This window comes from Rhodoferax bucti, assembly GCF_005876985.1.
Taxonomy (GTDB): domain Bacteria; phylum Pseudomonadota; class Gammaproteobacteria; order Burkholderiales; family Burkholderiaceae_C; genus Allorhodoferax; species Allorhodoferax bucti.
Window position 1 is genome coordinate 398688 of sequence record NZ_VAHD01000002.1, and the last position, 21907, is coordinate 420594.

A 21907-nucleotide genomic window follows, 5' to 3' on the forward strand; every position below is an offset into this window, starting at 1 on the left:
ATAGTTTGTACCTGCCTGGTAACTCTGCCTGTACACAAACAGGTGTTTCCAAGTTACCATCAGATGTGTAATTTAGTTACAAAAAGACCTATGCCAGACACCACCTCTACCCCCGTCGCTTTGCACCCTGTTGTGGAGGCGGTGACCCGCCGCATTGTGGAGCGCAGTGCGCCTACCCGCAGCGCCTACCTGGCCCAGATTGCGCAGATGGCCGATCGCAAACCCGGTGCGGACCGCATGGGCTGTGCCAACGTGGCCCACGCTTTTGCTGCCATGCCGGACGCCGACAAGACCCGCGTGACCGGCTTGGACAAACTCAAGATCGTGGCCGAGAAGGGCCCGAACATCGGCATCGTCAACGCTTACAACGACCTGCTCTCGGCCCACGCGCCCCTGCAGCACTACCCTGACTTGATCAAGGTGGAGGCCCGCAAACACGGTGCTACCGCTCAAGTGGCTGGCGGTGTGCCCGCCATGTGCGATGGCGTGACCCAAGGCACCGCCGGTATGGAGCTGAGCCTGTTCAGCCGCGACGCCATCGCCATGGCCACTGCCGTGTCCTTGAGCCACGATGTGTTTGATGCCGCCCTGATGCTGGGCGTGTGCGACAAGATCGTGCCCGGCTTGTTGATCGGCGCACTGCACTTCGGCCACCTGCCCACGGTGTTTGTGCCCGCCGGCCCCATGACCTCGGGCCTGCCCAATAACGAAAAAGCCAAGGTGCGCGAGAAAGCCGCCCAAGGCCTGGTGGGTCGCCCCGAGTTGCTGGCTGCCGAGAGTGCGGCGTACCACGGTGAGGGCACCTGCACTTTTTACGGCACCGCCAACAGCAACCAGATGCTGCTCGAAGCCATGGGCCTGCATGTGCCCGGCACCGCCTTCATCAACCCCGCCGAAGGTGTGCGCCAGGAGCTGACCCGCGAATCGGTGCGCACCGTGTTGGGCATCACCAAGTCCAAGCGCTTTGCGCCCATTGGGCAGGTGGTGGACGAGCGCTGCATCGTCAACGCTATGGTGGCTCTGCTGGCCACGGGTGGTTCTACCAACCACCTGATCCATTGGGTAGCCGTGGCCCGCGCGGCTGGCATCGTGATTGACTGGAACGACTTCTCGTCCCTGTCAGACGTGGTGCCCTTGTTGACCCGCGTGTACCCCAACGGCAGTGCGGATGTGAACCAGTTTCAAGCCGCAGGTGGCCCCGGCTACGTGATCCGGGAGCTGCTGGATGCCGGCTTCATGCACGCCGACGTGCTGACCGTGCGCAGCGGTGGCCTGCGCGAGTTCACCGGTATTCCATCGGCCCAGGCCGATGGCAGCCTGCAGTGGGCTGACCCCGGTGCGAGCAAGGACGAGACCGTGGTGCGCCCCGCCAGGAGCCCGTTCAGCGCCAGCGGTGGCCTCAAGTTGCTCAAGGGCAATCTGGGCCGTAGCGTCATCAAGGTGTCTGCGGTGCCCGAAGATCGCCACGTTATCGAAGCCCCTTGCCGCGTGTTTGACTCGCAAGAGGCATTGCACAAAGCCTTCAGCGCCGATGAGCTCAACCGGGACCTGATTTGTGTGGTGCGCTGGCAAGGCCCCCAGGCCAACGGCATGCCCGAGCTGCACAAGCTCACGCCGCCGCTGGCCGTGCTGCAAGGCAAAGGCTTCCGCGTGGCGCTGGTCACCGATGGCCGCATGAGTGGTGCATCCGGCAAAGTGCCTGCTGCCATCCACGTGTCGCCCGAAGCGGCGGCTGGCGGCCCCTTGGCCAAGGTGCGTGACGGCGACATCATCCGCCTGGACGCTACCGCGGAGACTTTGGAAGTCCTGGTGAGCGAAGCTGAGTGGAACGCCCGCTCCTTGGACGCCATGCCCGAAGCCTTGTGCGCTGCCAACGGCATCGGCATGGGTCGCGAACTGTTTGCCAACTTCCGCCGCAATGCACTGGCTGCTGAAGAAGGCGCCTGCACCTGGTTCTGAACCTCCCCCTACAACGTCGATCTGGAAAACTTCAATGTCTAACGCTCCCGCCTTTACCGCCCTGCAAGTGATGCAGGACGCCCCCGTCATCCCCGTGATCGTGCTCAACGATGTGGCCCACGCCGTGCCTATGGCCCGCGCTTTGGTCGCCGGCGGCGTGCGCATGCTGGAAGTAACCTTGCGCACTCCTCAGGCCCTCGCCTGCATGGAAGCCATTGCCCGTGACGTGCCCGAAGCCGTGGTCGGCGCCGGCACCGTGCGCAGCAAGGCCGATGCGCAAGCCGCTGCCAGCGCCGGGGCCCGCTTTGCCGTGAGCCCCGGTTACACCAGTGCGGTGGGCCAGGCCTGCCGTGATTTGGGCTTGTCTTTGTTGCCCGGTGTGGCCACCGGCAGCGAGATCATGATGGCGCAGGAAGACGGCTTTACCCAGCTCAAGTTCTTCCCCGCCATGCAAGCCGGCGGCCCCGCCATGCTCAAGGCTTGGAGCGGCCCCTTCTTCGACGTCAAGTTCTGCCCCACCGGTGGCGTGACTTTGCAAAACGCGCCTGAGTTTCTGGCCCTGCCCAACGTGGTGTGCGTAGGCGGCTCGTGGATGGTGCCGGCCGACGCGATGGCCAAAGGCGACTGGGACAAGATCACCCAGCTGGCGAAAGACACGCAGGCGCTGCGCAAGTAAGGCACTACGCGGATTACAAGCAAAAGGGCGCACTGGCGCCCTTTTTTATTGCCATATGTCTTTCCGGGCGTTACAAAGCCGGATGCGATTTCTGCGCACAGGAGACCTTTCATGACCCCCAAAAATACGGTGTGTATCTGGTACGACCATGCGGCACTGGAGGCGGCAACCTTTTACGCCCAAACCTTCCCGGACAGTGTGGTGGGCCGCGTGCACTACGCTCCGGGTGACTATCCCATGGGGCAAGAGGGCCAGGTGTTGACGGTGGAGTTCACGGTCATGGGCATCCCGTGTATCGGGATCAACGGCGGGCCGGTGTTTCAGCACTCGGAGGCATTTTCATTCCAGGTCGCAACCGATGACCAAGCGGAAACAGACCGCCTCTGGCACGCGATTGTGGGTAACGGCGGCCAGGCAAGTCAGTGCGGCTGGTGCAAAGACAAATGGGGTGTGTCCTGGCAAATCACCCCCCGCGCTCTTACGCAGGCGATTGCCGGCCCGGACAGGGCTGCCGCCAAGCGGGTGTTTGAGGCCATGATGCGCATGGGCAAAATTGATATCGCCACCCTGGAGGCGGCTCGCCATGGATAAAGGAGATGTGATGGAACCCGTAGAACTGCGTGCCGATACCCGAAGCCACTTTATTGCGGCGACGCCCTCACAGGTGTTTGCCGCCATGCGCGACCCGGAGCGGGTAGCCCGCTGGTGGGGGCCGGATGGATTCAGCAGCACCATGCATACCTTTAATTTCCGCCCCGGAGGCAGCTGGGTGCTCACCATGCACGGACCTGGTGGCACCGATTACCCGAATGAAAGCCGTTTTTTGCGCCTGGAAGAGGGCGCACTCTTTGAAATCGAGCACCTGAATGGTCATCATTTCGTGCTCACCATTACCCTTCACGCCTCAGGTGAGGGCACTGAAGTCCGGTGGCAGCAGGCGTTTGACACCGTCGCGCATTACCAAGGCTTGGCCACGTTTGTGGCAGCGGCCAACCGGCAGAATCTGGAGCGATTGGCCGCCGAGGTGCTGCGTTAACGCAGGCCCACGCCCGCTTGCTGCGGGGCTTTCTGGATCAGCTCGATCTTGTAGCCATCAGGGTCGGTCACAAACGCAATCACGGTGGTACCGCCCTTGACCGGACCGGCTTCGCGCGTCACGTTGCCGCCAGCGGCCTTGATCTTCTCGCAGGCTGCGTAGGCGTCGGGCACGCCCAGGGCGATGTGGCCGTAGGCGGTGCCCAGTTCGTAGCTCTCCACGCCCCAGTTGTAGGTTAATTCGATCTCGGCCTGGCCGGGGTTGCCGCCCTCAAAGCCCAGGAAGGCGAGGCTGTATTTGTACTCGGGGTTTTCGGAGGTGCGCAGCACCTGCATGCCCAGCACGCCGGTGTAGAAATCGATGGAGCGTTGAAGGTTGCCAACGCGCAGCATGGTGTGGAGGAATTGCATGCGCCGGATGATAATCCCGCCACCATTCAAAGGCACACCATGAGCACGTTCACCCAAGTCATTCTGTACACCGACACCGACGGTTTTGCCAAGTTCCGCGAAGAGCCGATTCCTCTGAACGAGGGCAATCCGCAGTCCATGCTCTCCCAAGTGTTTGCGTCGGGGGGTTATCAGCTGCGCACCAGCCCGGTCGGTTTTCGCAGCCAGTTCCATTGCTCGGGGCACACGCAGTGGTGCTTTATCTTGCAAGGGCAGATGGAGATTGGTGTGCACGGCAGCTCGCGCGTGTTCGGGCCCGGCCAGCACTTTTACTCGGCAGACTTGCTGCCGGAGGACGCCAAGTTTGACCCTGCCATCCACGGTCACTGGAGCCGCCAAGTGGGTGACCAGCCTTTGGTCACCCTGTTTGTGCGGGGCTAAGTCGCAGCCGCACGGGCCGCTGCGCCCTGCAGCGCACCTGACAAGATGTGTTGCACGCCGGGTTGCCCAGCTTTGACTGCTTGCACCAAGCCAGCAGCCACGTCTTCCGCTTGCACTGGCAGGTAGTTGGCAGGAATGAGTGGCTTGAGCCATTTGCTGACCAAGAGGCCGATACGCTCGCCGGGTCGCTCGGGTTGGTTCAGCGGACCACGGTCGCCCACCAGGAGAGACGGGCGAACAATGCTGACGCTGGCGTAGCCCAGCCGCGCAATTGCGTCTTCCATCTCGCCTTTGACGCGGTTATAAAAAACGCTGGATTTGGCATCCGCGCCCATGGCGCTGACTACTCCTAATTTGGTAGCGCCTCGCGCACGTCCCATCTGCGCTACAGCCACAACAGCCTCGTAATCCACCGCGCGGAAAGCCGCTTGGCTGCCGGCTACCTTGATCGTGGTGCCCAGACAAATAAAAACATCGTCGATCTGCGGCAGCTCCGGGAGCGCCGCAAAGTCGACGATGTGTTGTGTCAGCTTCGTGTGAGTCAAGGGCAGCGTGCGCCGCCCCAGACTGTGTACCGCGCTGGTGTGTTTATCGGCTAGAAGAGCCGCCAGGACCGCGCGGCCCACGAGGCCCGTTGCCCCCGCGACCACCGCCACCCGAGCGTCCACCGCCGCCGAAGCTGCCTCCGCCACCACCGTATCCGCCGCCATTACCACCTCCACTGCGGCCACCGCCGCCAAAGCCACCGCCACCACCGCGGCGGGCGCCGCGACCGGCCATCATATCGACGCTGGTGCGCATGGGGTCAGGTTGAGCGGTAGAGGGGCGCGGTGCGCGACCTTCGTGGGTGAAGCCTGCGGGCGGCTGGAACTCGGCGCTACCACCGCCTTCACGGCGCGGGCCACGATTTTGAGCGGGACGCGGGCCTTGCGAACGGGCTGGTTGAAATTCGCCGCCGCGATCGGGACCACGGCCACCGCCGCCATTACCGCCACCATTGCCACCGTTACCACGGGCGCCTTGGCCACCACGGCCACCACCGTTGCCACCGCCACCAGCGCCGGCATTGCCACTGCGACCGCCGCCTTGGCCGGCTTTGCTATCGCGCACGCGCTGCAGCATTTCGGTGCGGGCGGCCTTGGCGGCTGCCTGCATCACATCACGGCTTGGGGGCTTACCTGCGCCGCCCCAGATGGTCTGGCGGCCCATGGCGATGGGTTCTGCCTTTTCACCCGGCTCAGGGGCAAAGCCCTCAACCACTTTGACTTCGATTTTTTGCTTGGTGAAGCGCTCGATGTCCTGCATGAAGCCTTCTTCATCCAGGCACACCAGGTTCACCGCGGCGCCATCGGCACCGGCACGGCCGGTACGGCCGATGCGGTGCACATAGTCTTCGCTCACGTTAGGGATTTCGTAGTTCACCACGTGCGGCAAGTCGTCAATGTCGATACCGCGGGCGGCAATGTCGGTGGCCACCAAGGCGCGCACATCGCCGCTCTTGAAGCCGGACAGCGCCTGGGTACGGGCAGCTTGGCTTTTGTTGCCGTGCAGCGCCATGGCGGTGATGCCGTTTTTCTCAAGGAACTCGGCCACGTTGTTGGCGCCAAACTTGGTGCGGGTGAACACCAGCACCTGGCTCCAGTTTTGCTCGTTGATGATGTGGGCGAGCAATGCCTTTTTCTTGCCGCGGCCCACGGGGTGGATCACCTGGGTGATGCGCTGTACCGTAGTGTTGCGCGGGGTGACCTGTACGCTTTGCGGGTTCTTCAGCAGGCCGTTGGCCAGCTCGCGGATTTCATCGCTGAAGGTGGCGGAGAACAGCAGGCTTTGCTTTTCCTTGGGCACCAGAGCCAGCACTTTTTTCACGTCATGGATGAAACCCATGTCCAGCATACGGTCGGCTTCGTCCAGCACCAGCATTTGCACCTGGCCCAGGTCCAGCATGCCTTGTTGGGCCAAATCCAGCAGACGGCCTGGGGTGGCCACCAAGATGTCCACGCCTTTTTTGACTTTGGAAATCTGGGGGTTCATGCCCACGCCGCCGAACACGACGGTGGAGCTGAGTTGCAGGTATTTGCCGTACTGGCGCACCGACTCTTCAACTTGGGCGGCGAGTTCGCGGGTGGGGGTCAGCACAAGGGCGCGGATGCCGGTGCCGCCGAATTTGTTCTGCGCGCTGCGGCTCATGGAGAGACGGTGCAGCAGGGGCAGGGTGAAGGCAGCGGTCTTGCCGGTACCGGTCTGGGCGCCGCCCAGCAGGTCGTGGCCTTCGAGCACCAGGGGAATGGCCTGCGCCTGGATGGCGGTGGGCGTTTCGTAACCCTGCTCGCGCACGGCCTTCACGATGGCAGGTGCCAGCTTCAATTCTTCAAAGTTCATTGGATAGATGCGTCCGTCCGGGACGCTTGGGAATCGGCCGTTCTGCGGACACTCGGTGCGCAGTCAGTCAAAGGCAGATGGATTCAAAAGTGGGATGCCCTGTCACGTAGCAGTCCCCAGCAAGTTGCTGATATTGCAGGCAACTGAAAAGCTGCAATGGCCCGTATTGTCGCACGCTTGGCGCACATACCCTTTAGGCCCCTCCTGCCCGAGCCGTGGTTTACCTGCGGGTAACAATGTGTCACTACACTGGCCATGCCCGATTCCGGTGATAAAAATGGCCCCAAGATGAAGAAATACCTGCTCCGGCGTCTCGGTGTGGCCCATGAGCCGGGCGACACCAAACCCTCGCTCTCTACCTGCATCGAAGCGGTGCTGGAGCAAAGCGATGCCTTGCTGGACGATGTATTTGCCGGCCTGCAGGCCATGCTGGGCGTGGCGGGCGGCAATACCTTGCATGCCCGCCAGCACCCTGTGCGGCGTGCCACGGTGGAAAAGCTGCTGGCGCAGGGCCATGAAGCCAAAGCGGTATTCCGGGTGGAGTTGCGCAGCGCCATTTATGGCGGCGGCTCTTTTCGCAAGCCTCAAATCAGCCAGGTGCGGTTTGATGACTTCCAGTTTCTGGAAGAAGACCAGATTGACGCCAACATTGAGTGGGCGGTGACCGAGCAGGAAGTCAACCGCTCGGTAGAAGGCGTACTACCCGCGCTCAATGCGCTGGTTAGCAGCCTCATGGGCTGGGCCAGTGTGCAAGCTCACCTTAACCCGCTCAAGCCGGAGGCCTTTGTGCATGCCCTGCGTGAGTCCTTGGGGCAAGTCATTCCGGACGACGAGGCCCGTGCGGCGGTCATGGCGCCGGCCGCAGGGTTGATGGGCACCGCGCTCAGCCAGATGTACCGCGAGTTGGTGGAGTGGCTCAAATCCCATGGGGTGGAGCCGGTGGCCACCGCTGCGGCAAGCAGCAACCCCTTTGGCGGGCCGGTCAAAGCGCCTGACACGCCGGTAACCCGCAGCCTGCTCACGCTCGACAAGCTGCGACGCTTGCTCTCCGGGGAGTTGGATTCTCCGGTCAGCCCGTCGGGTAGCGTGGATTTTTCTCACACTGTGCCGGCCTCGTTTGTAGCGTTGGAGGACATGAAGCTGGTCGAGCCCATGCTTAAGCGCCTTGCCCTGCGGGCGAGCCAGCCCGTGATCGACGCTGAAGACGGCACTTCACCGCGGGCGGTGGCCGCCAGGGGCAAGGGGGATGTGCTGCAAGGCAGGGCTCTGGGCAAGGAGCTTGGGCAAGAGGTCGTGCGGCTCATGCTGGAAAACCTGATGCAAGACCGCCGCCTGCTCCCTGGCGTGCGCCAATCGATTTTGAGAATGGAGCCGGTGCTGCAGCGTTTGTCGGTGCTGGATCCGCGCTTTTTTGCCGATCGTAAGCACCCGGCTCGTATTTTTTTGGACCGGATGACACACCGCAGCTTGGCTTTCCAGTCGGAGAATGACGCCGGTTTTGCCCGCTTCCATAAAACCCTGGTCAACGCGATTAGCGTGCTGGCGGGGGGCGAGGGGGATGCCAAAGCCTTTGAGCGCATGGTGCGCAAGCTGGAGGAGGGCTGGTCGCAAGATGAGCTGCAACAGCGTCAGCTGGCAGCCGAAGCAGCGCGCGGCCTCATGCATGCGGAGCAGCGCCAGATGCTTGCACAGCGCTTAGCGCAGGAGTTTGTGCAGCGGATGACGTTTAAAAATGCGCCGGAGTTTGTACTGGCCTTTTTGCGGGGGCCCTGGGCGCAGGTGGTTGCAGAGAGCCAACTGCGTTGCACCGATGGCCGGGAAGACGCCGATGGTTATCTCGCCTTGGTTGACGATTTGATCTGGAGCGTGCAACCCCGGCTGGTGCGCAAAAGCCGCGCCCGCCTGGTCGCGTTAGTGCCGCAAATGCTGGTGCAAATCCGGCAGGGCTTGGCGCGTATCGACTTTCCGGAAGAGCGCATTCCACTTTTCTTCGATGCGCTGATTGCAGTGCATGAACAGGCGTTTGACAACGCCAAATTTGTGGCCCAACGGGATGCGCCTGCTTCCCCTGCGGCGCCGCCTGCAGAATTGTCTGCAGAAGAGCTGTGGCTGGCGGAGGAAGAGGCCCAAGACTCCGGCTTCGTGTTTGATACTGCTGTGCCGATAACGCCACCGGACGCTCCCGAGGTGGCCGATCCCGAGCTGCAAAGCGCCTGGAGTGCGGAGAGCCTGCACACTGGTGCCTGGGTGGATATGGCTTTGGGCGGTGTCTGGGTGCGGGCGCAGTTGACCTGGAGCAGCCCGCACCGCACCTTGTTCATGTTCACCTCGGGTGGTGGCTTGGCGCACTCCATGTCCCGCCGCACCATGGACCGCTTGCGCGGGCTGGGCTTAATTCATCTCGTATCCGACGGGCACGTGGTGGACAACGCGCTGGATGCCGTTGCCCGCCAGGCCTTGCGCAACGATGTAAAAAATGCGTCAGAAGACGGTTCTGTCGACTAAGGAAAGTGCAAGCGGGGCGCCGCAGTCGATAATAGTGGTTTACCGCTGAATAACCAGAATCGCAATGGCTCAATACGTTTTCTCCATGAACCGCGTCGGCAAGATCGTGCCCCCCAAGCGGCACATTCTTAAAGACATCTCCCTGTCCTTCTTCCCTGGCGCCAAGATCGGCGTCTTGGGTACCAACGGTTCCGGTAAATCCACCCTGCTCAAGATCATGGCGGGTGTGGACAAGGAAATCGAGGGCGAAGCCATCCCCATGGCCGGCTTGAACATCGGCTACCTGCCCCAGGAACCCCAGCTCGACCCAAATCACACCGTGCGTGAGGCAGTGGAAAGCGGCATGGGCAACGTGTTCGCCGCCAAGGCCCGTCTTGAAGAGGTATACACCGCCTACGGTGCGGAAGACGCCGACTTTGATGCTTTGGCTGCGGAGCAGGCCGAGCTGGAGGCCATCATTGCGACTGCTGGCACCGACTCCGAGCACCAACTCGAAATCGCTGCCGACGCGCTGCGTTTGCCCCCATGGGATGCCAACATCGGCGTGCTTTCCGGTGGTGAAAAGCGCCGTGTGGCGCTGTGCCGCTTGCTGCTCTCCAAGCCCGACATGCTGCTGCTCGACGAACCCACCAACCACTTGGACGCCGAATCGGTGGACTGGCTGGAGCAGTTCCTGCAGCGCTATTCCGGCACCGTGGTGGCCATTACCCACGATCGCTACTTCTTGGACAACGCGGCTGAGTGGATTCTGGAATTGGACCGTGGCTCCGGCATTCCGTACAAGGGCAATTACTCGGATTGGTTGACCCAAAAGGGCGCCCGTTTGGAAGCTGAGCAGAAGGGCGAAGAAGCCCGCGCCAAGGCCTTGAAGAAGGAATTGGAATGGTCCCGCCAAAACCCCAAGGCCCGCCAAGCCAAGAGCAAGGCCCGTTTGGCCCGCTTTGAAGAATTGAGCGACTTCGAATACCAGAAGCGCAACGAAACCAACGAAATCTTCATCCCCGTGGCCGACCGCTTGGGCAGCCAGGTGATCGAGTTCAAGGGCGTGAGCAAGTCCTTTGGTGACCGGTTGTTGATTGACAACCTGAGTTTCAATATTCCGGCAGGTGCGATCGTCGGCATCATCGGCCCCAACGGTGCCGGTAAGTCGACCTTGTTCAAGCTGATCGCAGGCCGCGAGAAGCCCGATTCTGGCGAAGTGGTGATCGGCTCCACCGTGAAGATGGCGTTTGTGGACCAGCACCGCGACGCACTGTCGGACGAAAAAACCGTGTGGGAAGACGTGTCCGGTGGACTCGACATTCTCAACGTCGGCAAGTTCCAGATGGCCAGCCGTGCGTACTGCGGCCGTTTCAACTTCAACGGTGGCGATCAGCAGAAAAAGGTGGGCATGCTCTCCGGCGGTGAGCGCGGCCGTTTGCACTTGGCCAAAACCCTGATCGCGGGCGGCAACGTGCTGATGCTTGATGAGCCGTCTAACGACTTGGACGTGGAAACCTTGCGCGCCTTGGAAGACGCGTTGCTCGAATTTGCCGGCACCATGCTGGTGATTTCCCACGATCGCTGGTTCCTGGACCGTATTGCCACCCACATCCTCGCAGCCGAAGGCGACAGCCAGTGGACCTTCTTTGACGGCAACTACCAAGAGTACGAAGCCGACAAGAAGAAGCGCCTGGGTGAAGAAGGTGCCAAGCCCAAGCGCATGCGTTACAAGGCCTTGAAGTAAGTCTTTTTTCAGCCGCCCGCCATGATGGACTCCACCGCCCGCCACCAGTCTTTGTACCAAGCAACAGTCCGTGACGCGGCCAGCAGCGGTGGTGTCATCATGGGGCGCCTGATCGACACCTTGCGCAAGGGCTTGCAGGCCCGGGAAATGGCAGCACGTGAGTTGCGTGAGCGCGATGTGTATGCAGAGTCCCTCAAGCAACTCCGCATCCACGAAGGTGCTTTGCGAGAGGGCTACGAGGTGGCCCTGCTGGAGGAGTTCACCCGCCCGGTGGAAACGGTGAAGGCGGCGGTTCCCAGCATCCACGACATGCACTTCGATCAACTGGAGTTGATGGATGAACTCCAGGTGCAGGAGAGCGTCAACATGGCCCGTGCCCAGCAAATGGCCATGCTCGCGGCAGAGGTGAGCCTGGCCGAACTCAACACCCTGATTTGCGCCACCCTGGGGTTGCCCACCGTGCGGCCGGAGCGCAACCCGTTGCGCCCGCAGGCCTACATCAACGCACTGAAAGTTACCGTAGAGCGCACTCCTGTTGCCGCCGGAATCCGCTTGGAGTGGGTGACCGGCATGGGTGTGGCTTTGGGGGTGGAGCTGCGCGAGTTGTATGCCAAGCTTGCCAACAAATTGAAGGCGGAAGGTGTCGTGGCTGCAGGCTATGCAGTCACTCCAGCACCTCTGAATGCCGGCGCACCTTTTGGAAAACCACGGGAGTCAGTTGCAACGCCATCCCCGTTTGCGGAGTCGGCGCGTTATGGAGCGCCGGGGAGTGCGGAGCGGGAAGCCATCATTGCACGGGAAATTCGTGCGCCACGGCCTGTAGCCGACCCCGCGTTGTTGACGCTGGATCGCCTGCGCCGCTTGCTGGCGGGCGAGTTGGATCAATTGGGGACTCCACATCGCGTTGCCGCTTTTGCCCAGCAATTTGCCCGCCAGTTTGAGTCGCCGGGTGGTGCCCCGCCGGCGGAAGATGTGCAGGCGGATTTCGCGGCCACGGTGCCTGCGGCGTTTGAGGCACTCACCGAGATGAAGCAGGTGGAGCGCGTGGTGCAGCGCTTGGAGCAGCGGCGCGGCGGCCTGTTGCCTGTGGGCGGTCAGCAGGGCTTGCAAGCCACCCGCGAGGCCATTCGCCAAACCGCCAACGGTGTCGCGCAGGCCCTGAGCCTGGAAGTGGTGGGTTTGATGGTGGACAACATTGCCCGCGACCCCCGCTTGCTGGAGCCTGTGCAACAAGTCATCCGGGAGCTGGAGCCTGCGCTGATGCGCTTGGCGCTGATAGACCCCCGCTTGTTCACCGACAAACACCATGTAGCGCGTTTGCTGGTACAGGAAATCACGCACCGCAGTCTGGCATTTCCGAATGTCCAAGCGCCGGGGTTTTTGGCGTTTCTCGACGAAGTGCGCGAGGCGATCGCCCCTCTGGCAGACGCCATGCTAGAGGGTCCCGAGCTGTTCGCGCAAGCGCTGAATGACCTAAAGACGATCTGGCAGCAAGAGGCCAATAAACAGCTCCAAGCCCGTACCCAAGCGGTGAAGGCGCTGGAAAAAGTGGAGCAACGCAACTTGCTCGCAGAAAAAATTGCGCGTGATATTGACTCCCACCCGGACGCCGCCAAGGTGCCTGAAGTGGTGGTGAACTTTTTGTGTGGCCCGTGGGCGCAGGTGGTTGCGCAGGCCCGCTTGGCCGGCGGTGCGGGCTCTGCCGCTGCCGACAAATACCAAGCGCTGATATCTGCATTGCTCTGGAGTGCCCACCCCGAGCTGGCCCACAAGAATGTGGCCAAGCTGACGAAGTTGGTGCCTTTGTTGCTCAATACCTTGCGCGATGGCCTGGACACCATCCAATACCCCGCCACCAAAACCAGTGCTTTTTTTGAAGTGCTCATGGGCCTGCACCAGGCGGCCTTCCGAGCGGTGCAGCGTGACAATACGGCAACAGTCGCTGCGGTGCCTGCGGAGCTCAAGCCCCCTTCGGTGGCGACTTTGGTGCGCCATCGTCCGGTGGAAGAGGGCAATCCGTGGGTGGCACCCTCAGAGGCACAAGACTCCAACTTCCTCGATATGCCTGACGATGCGCCTGTGGCCGCGCCGGAAGGCGATTTGCCGGTCATCACCGGCTTGGGTGCTACTGCTGCACCGGTCATGAGTGGCACGGGAGCCGGTGGCTTGCCGCTCGGGTCCTGGGTGGAGTTGCAGTCGCAAGGCGATTGGGTACGTACCCAACTCACATGGGCCAGTCCGCATGGCACCTTGTTCCTGTTTACCAGCGCAGCGGGCACCACACAGTCGATGACGCGCCGCACCCACGACAAGCTGGTGGCTGCGGGTCAGTTGCGGGTGATTTCTGCACAGCCAGTAGTGGATAGTGCGCTCGATGCGGTAGCCCAGCAGGCCATGAAAAACAGCGTGGACTCTACGCTGTAGCCAGCCTCTGGCGCACCAGCCCGATGTGGTTGCGCAGCGCATAGAGTTCGTCCGCATACGAGAGCGGCAAAATTACTTTGCCTACACGGGCTTCGATGGTGCTCAGCTCTTTCAGCAGCTCTGGCGCGAGCGAGGCGTCGGCCTCAAAGCGGGTTTCAATATCCCGCAACTGCCCGTACCAGCGGAACACCCGTGAGCGCACCCGGTACGCGTAGAGCGGGGGCGCAATCTTGCCCAAGGGCAGCAGTACCGCAATGATGATGCCCATGGCCAGCCACATGCGTTCTACGAGGTTGGCGAGTGTGAACGGGATGTAGCGCTGCAGGGTGGGGACGCCGTTTTTCAAGGTCCGCTCGGCTTCCGGTGCCAAAGGAAACTCGCTGTTGGACGCGTTGGGAAACTCGCGAGCCCGGTTGAACCAGCCCGATTGCCCGTGGGTCTGTACGGCCGCTTGCGCCAGCAATTGGCGCAGGCCGGGGTGCAAACCCTCGCGGACCAGCATGCTGGTGGTGGTTGCGATCAGGTGCACATCCTGCGCCGGTACATTGCGGGCCAGGTCCACGACGCCGCGCGGCAGGGTGACCGGGGTGATGAAGGGCAGGCGCCGCGCGTAGGCCTCGTTCTGCGGAAAGTCCATCAGCCGGATGCCCGGGGTTTGCAGCAGCATTTGCACCATGGGGGCCTGGGGGGCGGAGGCAAATACGACAGCATCCAGCTTGCCCTGTAGCAGTTGCACCGTGGCAGGGGTTTGCTCCAGGTGGCTGAGGTGCACCTTCTTCGGATCCATGCGGTGCATATCGAGTAGCGAATCCATCAAGGGAGGCACGCCGCTACCCGCCGTGCCGGCATTGATGCGTAGAGATGCCAGCTGGTTCAGGGAGGTCAGCTTGCCGGAAGGAGTCACTGCCGCAGCGGCACTGCTGCGATAAAAGAGCCACACAGGCTCAACAAACAAATTACCGAGGGTGAGTAGGTCTTCCGCATCCTCGTTGGGTGGTGTGGTGGAGCTGCCGCCTTGTACAAAGCCCGCATCAGCTTCACCGCTTTGCAGCCGCCGCAGGTTGTCTGCCGAGCCTTCGGTGTGGACGAGCTCCACGGTAATGCCGTGGCGCCGTAGCAGGGCCGCGTATTGCTCGCCCATATCGGCATATGCACTTTGCTCCGGCCCGGTGACCAGGGTGAGCTGTTTCGGGGGCATGGGGTCCATCCACCAATAGGCCAGCCAGATCAAGGCGGCGCCGGCAATCAACAGGGGGCTGGCAGAGGTGAATAGGTCCCATACCGCGAGCAGGGCAGCTTTGACGGGGCGGGGTACATGCAATGACATGCTTACAGCGGATGCTCGGCGTAAAACTTGCCGCCATGGTAGAGCAGCGGCGAAGCGCCGACCCGGTGGCTGCAGCGCTCCACTTCGCCCACAAAAATCACGTGATCGCCTTCTTCATATTGGCTGCGGTTAAAGCACTCGAAGCTGGCTGCTGCACCGGTTAACAGCGGTGCACCGTTGTACCCCAATTCAAAGTCCACGCCCGCGTAGCGGTCTACGTCTTTGGCGGCGAATTGCAGCGCCAATGCCTGCTGGTCCGCCGCTAGGATATTGATGGCGTAATGCGCGCCGCGGCTGAATGCGGCCATGGAGCCGGCTTTTTGCGCCAGACTCCAGAGCACCAGCGGGGGGGAGAGCGACACCGAGTTGAACGAATTGGCGGTCAGACCGACCAGTGTGCCGTCACTGGTGCGAGCGGTGACGATGGTGACCCCGGTCGCAAACATGCCTAGCGCCTGGCGGAACTGAGGGCTGGAAAAGTTGGGTGGCGTGGCGCGGTGGGCACGGGAGGGGGGTGTCATGCATCGAATTTACCCCATTTACAATGCCCTTCATGCACAAACCGATGTTCGCCGCCTTGTTGATTGCTATGTTTTCGATAGCTGCTCGCGCAGATATGTCGAGGGCTTGCGTGGATTATTCTTCCAAAATACCGAGTGTCTCCCCGGCCATGTGCGATGCCGCAGGCCTGCAGGATTTGAAGGCCCGCTCCGGTCAGGGGCGGGTACTGTGGGGGCGGGATGTGGGGGCTGCGGACGCGAACTTCAAAGTGCTGGTGGTGGGGGGGATCCACGGAGATGAGATGTCTTCCACCTCGCTGGTCTACCACTGGCTGAATCTGGCGATGACACCGCCTTCGGATTCGCCCTTGGATATCCATTGGCGCTTCATCCCCAGCCTGAACCCCGACGGACTGTTTGCCAAACCCGCTCGCCGCACCAATGGCAGCGGTGTGGATTTGAATCGCAATTTCCCCACGCCCAATTGGGCGCGTGATGCCAAGGTGTATTGGGAGCAGCGCACCCAGCGGGATCCACGCCGCTGGCCGGGTACCAAGCCGGTGTCGGAGCCGGAGTCCCGCTTTCTCTTGGAGCAAATGGACAGCTTCAAGCCTAACCTGATCGTCAGCGTGCATGCGCCTTACGGCGTGCTGGACTTTGACGGACCCTCGGTGCCACCCAGCAAACTGGGGCGTTTGTATCTGGACCAGGTGGGCATCTTTCCGGGCTCTTTGGGCAACTACGCTGGGGTGCACCGGCGCATACCGGTCGTGACGATTGAGCTACCCAGTGCAGGCCGCTTGCCGCAGGATGCCGAAGTCCGGCAGATGTGGATGGATTTGCTGCGCTGGACCAATGAGCGCTTGGGGCCGGTTGCGGCAGCCAGCGCACCCTGAGTCAGGCCGCTGCTTGGGCGAGGCGCTGGGAGGCCTTGTCGGCCCAGAGTTGCAGGCTGTCCACCAGATCGCGCTGGCTGAAGGAGCAGCTTTCTTCGCTGAATAAGGCGCTGGACTCCAGCCGGTCCATCAACTGGTGCAGCACCTCGGTAAATTTGGCTGGCAGCGCGGCGAGCAATGCACTCTGGCCGCGTGCCAATTCTGACAAGGCATGTGCCGCCAGCCCATCCGCACGGAACTGGTCCAGGGCGTCTTGCAACACCTGGAGTTGTGCGTGTGCAGTGGTGGGGTTGGCGGTGCTCATGTGACTTAGTGGCCCAGGATTTTGGACAGGAAGTCGCGGCTGCGCTCGTTCTGCGGGTTGTTGAAGAACTCGTGGGGCGTGTTTTGCTCCACGATCTGGCCCTGGTCCATGAAGATCACGCGGTCTGCCACAGCCTTGGCAAAGCCCATTTCGTGGGTCACGCAAATCATGGTGATGCCCTGGCCGGCCATCTCGATCATCACGTCCAGCACTTCCTTGATCATCTCGGGGTCGAGGGCCGATGTGGGCTCATCGAACAGCATGATCTTGGGCTTCAGGCACAGGGCACGGGCAATCGCCACGCGCTGCTGCTGACCGCCGGAGAGTTGCAGCGGGTACTTGTTGGCCTGGTTGGCAATGCGCACACGTTCCAGCTGGACCATGGCTTTTTCTTCTGCCTCTTTCTTTGGCATTTTGCCGACCCACATGGGGGAGAGCGTCAGGTTTTCCAGCACGGTGAGGTGCGGGAACAGGTTGAACTGCTGGAACACCATGCCGACTTTTTTGCGTACGTCGTCAATGGCTTTTACGTCGTCGGTCAGCTCTACGCCATCCACGATGAGGTTGCCCTGCTGGTGCTCTTCGAGGCGGTTGATACAGCGGATCATGGTGGACTTGCCGGAGCCAGAGGGGCCGCAGACCACGATGCGTTCGCCTTTGGTGACGGTCAGGTCAATATCGCGTAGTACGTGGAAATTGTTGCCGTACCACTTGTTGACTTTGTTGAAGGTGATGATGGGTTCAGACATATTCGTTCCTTAGCGGAGTTTGCTTTTGTTGACTTGCTTTTCGATCCACAGGCTGTAGCGCGACATGGAGAAGCAAAATCCGAAGTAAATCAGGGCGATGAAGAGGTAGCCTTCAATCTTGTAGGGACGCCAGTCAGCGTCCGAATTCAAGGCCAGGCTCATGGACCCGGTCAGCTCATACAAGCTCACGATGGTTACCAGCGAGGTGTCCTTGAAGGTGGAGATGAAGTTGTTCATGATGCCGGGCACCACCATGGACAGGGCCTGGGGCAGCACGATCTTGCGCTGGGTTTGCCAGTAGCTCAGGCCCAGCGTGGCAGCAGCCTCAATCTGGCCCTTGGGCACCGCCTGCAAGCCACCGCGAATCACCTCGGCCATGTAGGCAGCGGCAAACAGGGTGATACCGGCCAGCACTCGCACCAGCACGTCGATGTTGAAACCCTGAGGCATCAGCAACGGGAACATGAACGATGCCATGAACAGCACCGAGATCAGCGGCACACCGCGGATCAGCTCCACATAAATCGTGCAGAAGGTCTTGATGGCGGGCAGCTTGGAGCGGCGGCCCAAGGCAATCAGCAGCGCCAGTGGAAACGCCATGGCCATGGACAAGGAAGACAGCAGCAGCGTCAGTGGCAGGCCGCCCCAGCGGTCGGTATCCACCTTGCTCAGGCCGGCTACGCCGCCGCCCATGAGCAGGAAGAAGCTGCCCAGCACCAGTATCCAGGCCAGACCCAGCACCGGCTTCCAGGCCATGCGCATGCAGCTCACGACCAGCAGGCTGCACAGCAGCAGGGTGGCAATCAGTGGGCGCCATTGCTCTTCAAAGGGGAAGCGGCCGAAGATGATGATGCGGAATTTCTCCGCAATCACGCCCCAGCAGGCACCAGCCCCCTCGACGTGGCAGGCCTCAAAGTTGGGCATCCACACCGCGTGGAAGAGGGCCCAGTTCAGGAAACGCGGCAGGATGGCCAGCAGGGCGGCGCCGATCAGCAGCGTGCCCAGTGTGGTTTTCCAGTCCGCGAACAGGTTGATGCGAATCCACGCGACCAAGCCGTCGGTCTTGACCGGGGCGGGGCGGGCTTCAATGGGTTGAAATGTGCTTGCGCTCATATGCGTCTCTTAACGTTCTTTGATGGCGGAGCGGGTGTTGTACCAATTCATCGTGATCGATGTGAACAGCGATGTGCTCAGGTACACCAGCATGATGATGGCAATGCACTCCACGGCGCGCCCGGTCTGGTTGATGGCCGTGTTGGCAATCGACACCACATCCGGGTAGCCAATGGCCACCGCCAGCGAAGAGTTCTTGGTGAGGTTGAGGTATTGGTTGGTGACGGGTGGAATGATCACGCGCAAGGCTTGCGGCAACATCACCAGGCGCATGGTCTGGCCTCGGCTCAAGCCCAACGCGGCAGCCGCTTCGGACTGGCCCAAGGCCACGGACTGGATACCGCCGCGCACCACTTCCGACACAAAAGCGGCGGTGTAGATGGTCAGGCCCAGCAATACCGAGAGGTATTCGGGGGTCAGCGCGCCGCCGTTTTCAATGGCGAACTCGCCTTGCACCGGCATGTTGAGCGCCGTGGGTGCCCCGCCCAGCAGCCAGCCCAGAATGCCGCCACCCAGCACGATGGCCAGGGGTGCCCAAAACATGCTTTTGACACGGCCGGTTTGCTCAAACGACTTGGTGGCGTACGAACGGTACAGCACCGCGCCCACGATGCCTGCCAGCAGGCCCCATGCGCCCCACACGTGGCCGCTGGCCCACTCGGGAATCGGAAAGTTCAGGCCGCCCTTGCTCAAGAAGAAGGGGCCGAACACCAGGGGCTCATTGGATGCAGGCAGTACCTCGGTAAACATGAGGTACCACATCAGCAACTGCAGCAGCACCGGAATGTTGCGGAAGAACTCGACATACACCGAGCACAGGCCGCGGATCAAGGCGTTGCGCGAGAAGCGGCCCACGCCGATCAGCGTGCCCAGAATGGTGGTGAGCACAATGCCCACCACTGCCACGCGCAAGGTGTTCACAAAGCCGACCAGGTAGGCGCGCCAGTAGGACTCGCCGGAGTCAAACGTAAAAAAGCTCTCGCCGATATCAAAGCCGGCGGGGCCCATCAAAAAATCAAAACCACTTTGGATGCCACGCAACTTCATGTTGGTGGTGGTGTTGTGGGCCAGGTAGAGCACCGTGACCAGAACAGCCACGATGGCCACCACTTGGTACAGCAACCCGCGGAATGCCTGACTGCGCCAGGACCACGACTTTTTAGGAGGTGAAGAGGGTGTGGACATATCAGCCCTTGTTGTTATGAAAAAACGCTCGCGAATTGAAAAGGGCAGCGCATGGTGTGTGCGACTGCCCTTTTCTGGTGCGTCATGCCGGGTTACAGCACTCCGCTAACCGTGATTAACGGACGGGAGGAGCGTATTGCACGCCACCCTTGCTCCACAGGTTGTTCAAACCACGTGGCAATTGCAAGGGAGACTTGGGGCCCACGTTGCGCTCAAAGATTTCACCGTAGTTGCCGGTGGTCTTTACAGCACGTGCCAGCCATTCTTTGTCCAAGCCCAGCAGCTTGCCGGTGTCTTCGGTAGAGCCCAGCAGGCGGCCGATGACGGGGTCTTTGCTGTTGGCTTTCAGGTCGTCCACGTTGGCTTGGGTCACGCCTGCTTCTTCGGCTTCCAGCAGGCCGTACACGGTCCACTTCACGATGGCGGTCCACTCGTCGTCACCGCGGCGAACCATCGGGCCCAAGGGCTCTTTGGAGATCAGCTCGGGCAGGATCATGTGGTCAGCGGGGTTTTTGGCAACCTTGTTACGGGTGGAAGCCAAGCCGGATGCATCGGTGGTGTAGGCCACGCAACGGCCGGCGAAGTAAGCGCCTTCAGCGGCTTCGAGCTTTTCAAACACGATGGGCTTGATGTTCAGCGCGTTGGCTTTGGAAAAGTCGGTCAGGTTCTTTTCGGTGGTGGTGCCGGACTGCACGCACACGGTCTGGCCCTTGAGCTGCTTGGCGCTCTTGAGCTTGCTCTTCACTGGCACCATGAAGCCTTGGCCGTCGTAGTAGGTCACGGCGGTTTGGGACAGGCCCAAGGACGCATCACGTGTCAATGTGAAGGTAGTGTTGCGGGACAGCACGTCGATTTCGCCGGACTGCAGTGCAGTGAAGCGGGCTTGTGCATTCAGGGGGACGTACTTCACTTTTTCGCCATCGCCCAAAGTGGCGGCAGCCACAGCGCGGCACACGTCCACGTCCAAGCCAGTCCATTTGCCGTTGGAATCCGCAGCACCGAAACCTGCCAAACCTGTGTTCACACCGCAGACCACTTGGCCACGGGCCTTGATGGCGTCCAGTGTCTTGCCAGCGTGGGCAGGCGCTGCAACGACAGCACCCAGAGCAGCAACCACGGTTGCCAGTGTTTTCAGTTTTTTCATGCTCATAAATCAGTACTCCAAAGAATTGAATCAGCAGGGCGCACCACATTGGTGTCTGCACCCCGATTCTGAGGCTGAACTGTAGCCTCAGGCGCTATCGCACTCATCGGGGTTTACCATCGAAAGGTATGCGAAAAAGTAATAACCCAATTCGCCGCCTACCTCTCAGCAAGTTGTCCATTCAAAGCAGAAAGCGTGCCACTGCGGGATGGCTTGGGGCGGGCGTTACAGTGCCACGTTGTTCATCACGATTTGGTTGCATTGACCCATGACTACCTCCCACGACGCCTCCGGGCACCTCGGCAAGCCACTGAATGGTTGGCGGTTGCGGGCCTACACCGTCATTTTTGAGGCGGATACCCGTGCCGGCCGTGCGTTTGACCAATGGTTGATGGCTGCCATTCTGGTGAGTGTGGGCGTGGTGGCACTGGACAGCGTGAGCACGATCGGCCAACGTTTTGGCTCCGTGTTTGATGTGCTGGAGTGGGGCTTTACCCTGCTCTTTACGCTGGAATACATCGCCCGGCTTTTGTGTGTGCGCCACCCCATGCGCTATGCGCTATGCGCTGAGCTTTTATGGGGTGATCGATTTGCTCTCGCTGCTGCCCACTTACGTGGCCCTTTTGGTGCCGGAAGTGTCTGCCTTGATTGATGTGCGTGTGTTGCGGTTGCTGCGGGTGTTTCGAGTATTCAAACTCACGGCCTATGTGGCCGAGTACCAGTCTCTGGCCCGGGCGCTGGCGGCTAGTCGGCGCAAGATATCGGTGTTTCTGTCAGCGGTGCTGATGATCGTGCTGGTCATGGGCACGCTCATGTATGTGGTGGAGGGGCCTACCAATGGTTTCACCAGCATTCCCACCGGCGTTTATTGGGCGGTGACCACCATGACGACCGTGGGTTTTGGCGACATTACGCCCAAGACCGATCTCGGGCGCTTCATTGCCTCTTGCATGATGTTGCTGGGCTGGGGCACCCTGGCGGTGCCCACGGGTATCGTGACCTCCGAGATGGCGGCCCTGCGCGGTGTGGTCACCACAGCCACCACCCGCACGTGCCATGAGTGCCTGACCGAAGGCCATGCCCCCGATGCCCGCTACTGTATGCATTGCGGCGCCCACTTGCCCGAATACGTGCACGAGTAAGCCCCTCTACCC

Annotated in this window: 19 protein-coding genes and 1 pseudogene; 10 read left to right on the top strand and 10 right to left on the bottom strand. The window is 61.4% G+C overall.

From position 1 onward, the window contains the following. The first annotated feature begins 90 nt into the window (after positions 1–90). The 4 genes from edd to FDM28_RS08475 all read left to right on the top strand — a co-directional run bounded on the left by edd (position 91) and on the right by FDM28_RS08475 (position 3671). Complete coding sequence (gene edd, locus FDM28_RS08460; protein WP_138514717.1) at positions 91–1959, top strand: phosphogluconate dehydratase; 1869 nt, start codon at positions 91–93, stop codon at positions 1957–1959. A gap of 34 nt (positions 1960–1993) precedes the next feature. Further along, entirely contained in the window at positions 1994–2635 is a 642-nt protein-coding gene (eda, locus tag FDM28_RS08465) for a bifunctional 4-hydroxy-2-oxoglutarate aldolase/2-dehydro-3-deoxy-phosphogluconate aldolase (protein ID WP_138514718.1), read from the top strand. A gap of 111 nt (positions 2636–2746) precedes the next feature. Continuing rightward, complete coding sequence (locus FDM28_RS08470; protein ID WP_138514719.1) at positions 2747–3226, top strand: VOC family protein; 480 nt, start codon at positions 2747–2749, stop codon at positions 3224–3226. Between the two features lie 10 nt (positions 3227–3236). Next, on the top strand, positions 3237–3671 hold the full coding sequence (locus FDM28_RS08475; RefSeq protein ID WP_170211670.1) for an SRPBCC domain-containing protein: 435 nt from the start codon (positions 3237–3239) through the stop codon (positions 3669–3671). Here the strand turns inward: FDM28_RS08475 and gloA are convergent. Beyond that, a complete protein-coding gene (gloA, locus tag FDM28_RS08480) occupies positions 3668–4081 on the bottom strand; it encodes a lactoylglutathione lyase (protein ID WP_138514721.1) in 414 nt (137 codons plus the stop codon). The two genes, FDM28_RS08475 and gloA, sit on opposite strands and share 4 nt — an antisense overlap. Before the next feature lie 39 nt (positions 4082–4120). Here gloA and FDM28_RS08485 point away from each other — a divergent pair, with 39 nt between their 5' ends. Next, positions 4121–4501, top strand: a complete 381-nt coding sequence (locus tag FDM28_RS08485) for a cupin domain-containing protein (protein WP_138514722.1) — start codon at positions 4121–4123, stop codon at positions 4499–4501. On the opposite strand, the gene FDM28_RS08490 is transcribed toward FDM28_RS08485, so the two are convergent. Then, complete coding sequence (locus FDM28_RS08490; RefSeq protein WP_240791952.1) at positions 4498–5046, bottom strand: Rossmann-fold NAD(P)-binding domain-containing protein; 549 nt, start codon at positions 5044–5046, stop codon at positions 4498–4500. The two genes, FDM28_RS08485 and FDM28_RS08490, sit on opposite strands and share 4 nt — an antisense overlap. Positions 5047–5089: 43 nt before the next feature. Further along, positions 5090–6880 (bottom strand): DEAD/DEAH box helicase, encoded by a 1791-nt coding sequence (locus FDM28_RS08495; protein ID WP_138514723.1) that lies wholly within the window; start codon positions 6878–6880, stop codon positions 5090–5092. A gap of 255 nt (positions 6881–7135) precedes the next feature. Here FDM28_RS08495 and FDM28_RS08500 point away from each other — a divergent pair, with 255 nt between their 5' ends. From FDM28_RS08500 to FDM28_RS08510, 3 genes are all read left to right on the top strand, one after another. Beyond that, positions 7136–9385 carry a DUF1631 family protein gene (locus FDM28_RS08500; RefSeq protein WP_138514724.1) on the top strand — a complete coding sequence of 750 codons (2250 nt, stop codon included), beginning with the start codon at positions 7136–7138 and terminating at the stop codon, positions 9383–9385. Positions 9386–9449: 64 nt separating this feature from the next. After that, positions 9450–11111: an energy-dependent translational throttle protein EttA gene (gene ettA / locus FDM28_RS08505; protein ID WP_138514725.1), complete on the top strand. Its 1662-nt coding sequence runs from the start codon at positions 9450–9452 to the stop codon at positions 11109–11111. A gap of 21 nt (positions 11112–11132) precedes the next feature. Next, the gene (locus FDM28_RS08510) at positions 11133–13535 is read left to right on the top strand and encodes a DUF1631 family protein (protein ID WP_138514726.1); all 2403 of its coding nucleotides are present in this window, start codon (positions 11133–11135) and stop codon (positions 13533–13535) included. Here FDM28_RS08510 and FDM28_RS08515 read toward each other — a convergent pair. Next, the gene (locus FDM28_RS08515; RefSeq protein ID WP_138514727.1) at positions 13525–14862 is read right to left on the bottom strand and encodes a TAXI family TRAP transporter solute-binding subunit; all 1338 of its coding nucleotides are present in this window, start codon (positions 14860–14862) and stop codon (positions 13525–13527) included. The genes FDM28_RS08510 and FDM28_RS08515 overlap by 11 nt on opposite strands. Before the next feature lie 2 nt (positions 14863–14864). Next, positions 14865–15383 (bottom strand): flavin reductase family protein, encoded by a 519-nt coding sequence (locus FDM28_RS08520; protein ID WP_138514728.1) that lies wholly within the window; start codon positions 15381–15383, stop codon positions 14865–14867. 32 nt (positions 15384–15415) lie between these two features. On the opposite strand from FDM28_RS08520, the gene FDM28_RS08525 reads away from it, so the two are divergent. Beyond that, a complete protein-coding gene (locus FDM28_RS08525) occupies positions 15416–16258 on the top strand; it encodes a M14 family murein peptide amidase A (protein WP_240791953.1) in 843 nt (280 codons plus the stop codon). A 1-nt stretch (position 16259) separates the two neighbouring features. Here the strand turns inward: FDM28_RS08525 and FDM28_RS08530 are convergent, their stop codons facing one another. The 5 genes from FDM28_RS08530 to FDM28_RS08550 all read right to left on the bottom strand — a co-directional run bounded on the left by FDM28_RS08530 (position 16260) and on the right by FDM28_RS08550 (position 20759). After that, positions 16260–16562: a hypothetical protein gene (locus tag FDM28_RS08530; protein WP_138514730.1), complete on the bottom strand. Its 303-nt coding sequence runs from the start codon at positions 16560–16562 to the stop codon at positions 16260–16262. 5 nt (positions 16563–16567) lie between these two features. After that, entirely contained in the window at positions 16568–17311 is a 744-nt protein-coding gene (locus tag FDM28_RS08535) for an amino acid ABC transporter ATP-binding protein (protein ID WP_138514731.1), read from the bottom strand. A gap of 9 nt (positions 17312–17320) precedes the next feature. Next, positions 17321–18424 carry an amino acid ABC transporter permease gene (locus tag FDM28_RS08540; protein ID WP_138514732.1) on the bottom strand — a complete coding sequence of 368 codons (1104 nt, stop codon included), beginning with the start codon at positions 18422–18424 and terminating at the stop codon, positions 17321–17323. A gap of 9 nt (positions 18425–18433) precedes the next feature. After that, complete coding sequence (locus FDM28_RS08545; RefSeq protein WP_138514733.1) at positions 18434–19609, bottom strand: amino acid ABC transporter permease; 1176 nt, start codon at positions 19607–19609, stop codon at positions 18434–18436. 115 nt (positions 19610–19724) lie between these two features. Then, entirely contained in the window at positions 19725–20759 is a 1035-nt protein-coding gene (locus tag FDM28_RS08550) for an amino acid ABC transporter substrate-binding protein (protein WP_138514734.1), read from the bottom strand. Between the two features lie 262 nt (positions 20760–21021). Here FDM28_RS08550 and FDM28_RS08555 point away from each other — a divergent pair. Then, positions 21022–21895: pseudogene (locus tag FDM28_RS08555) on the top strand (ion transporter). Positions 21896–21907: the final 12 nt, after the last annotated feature.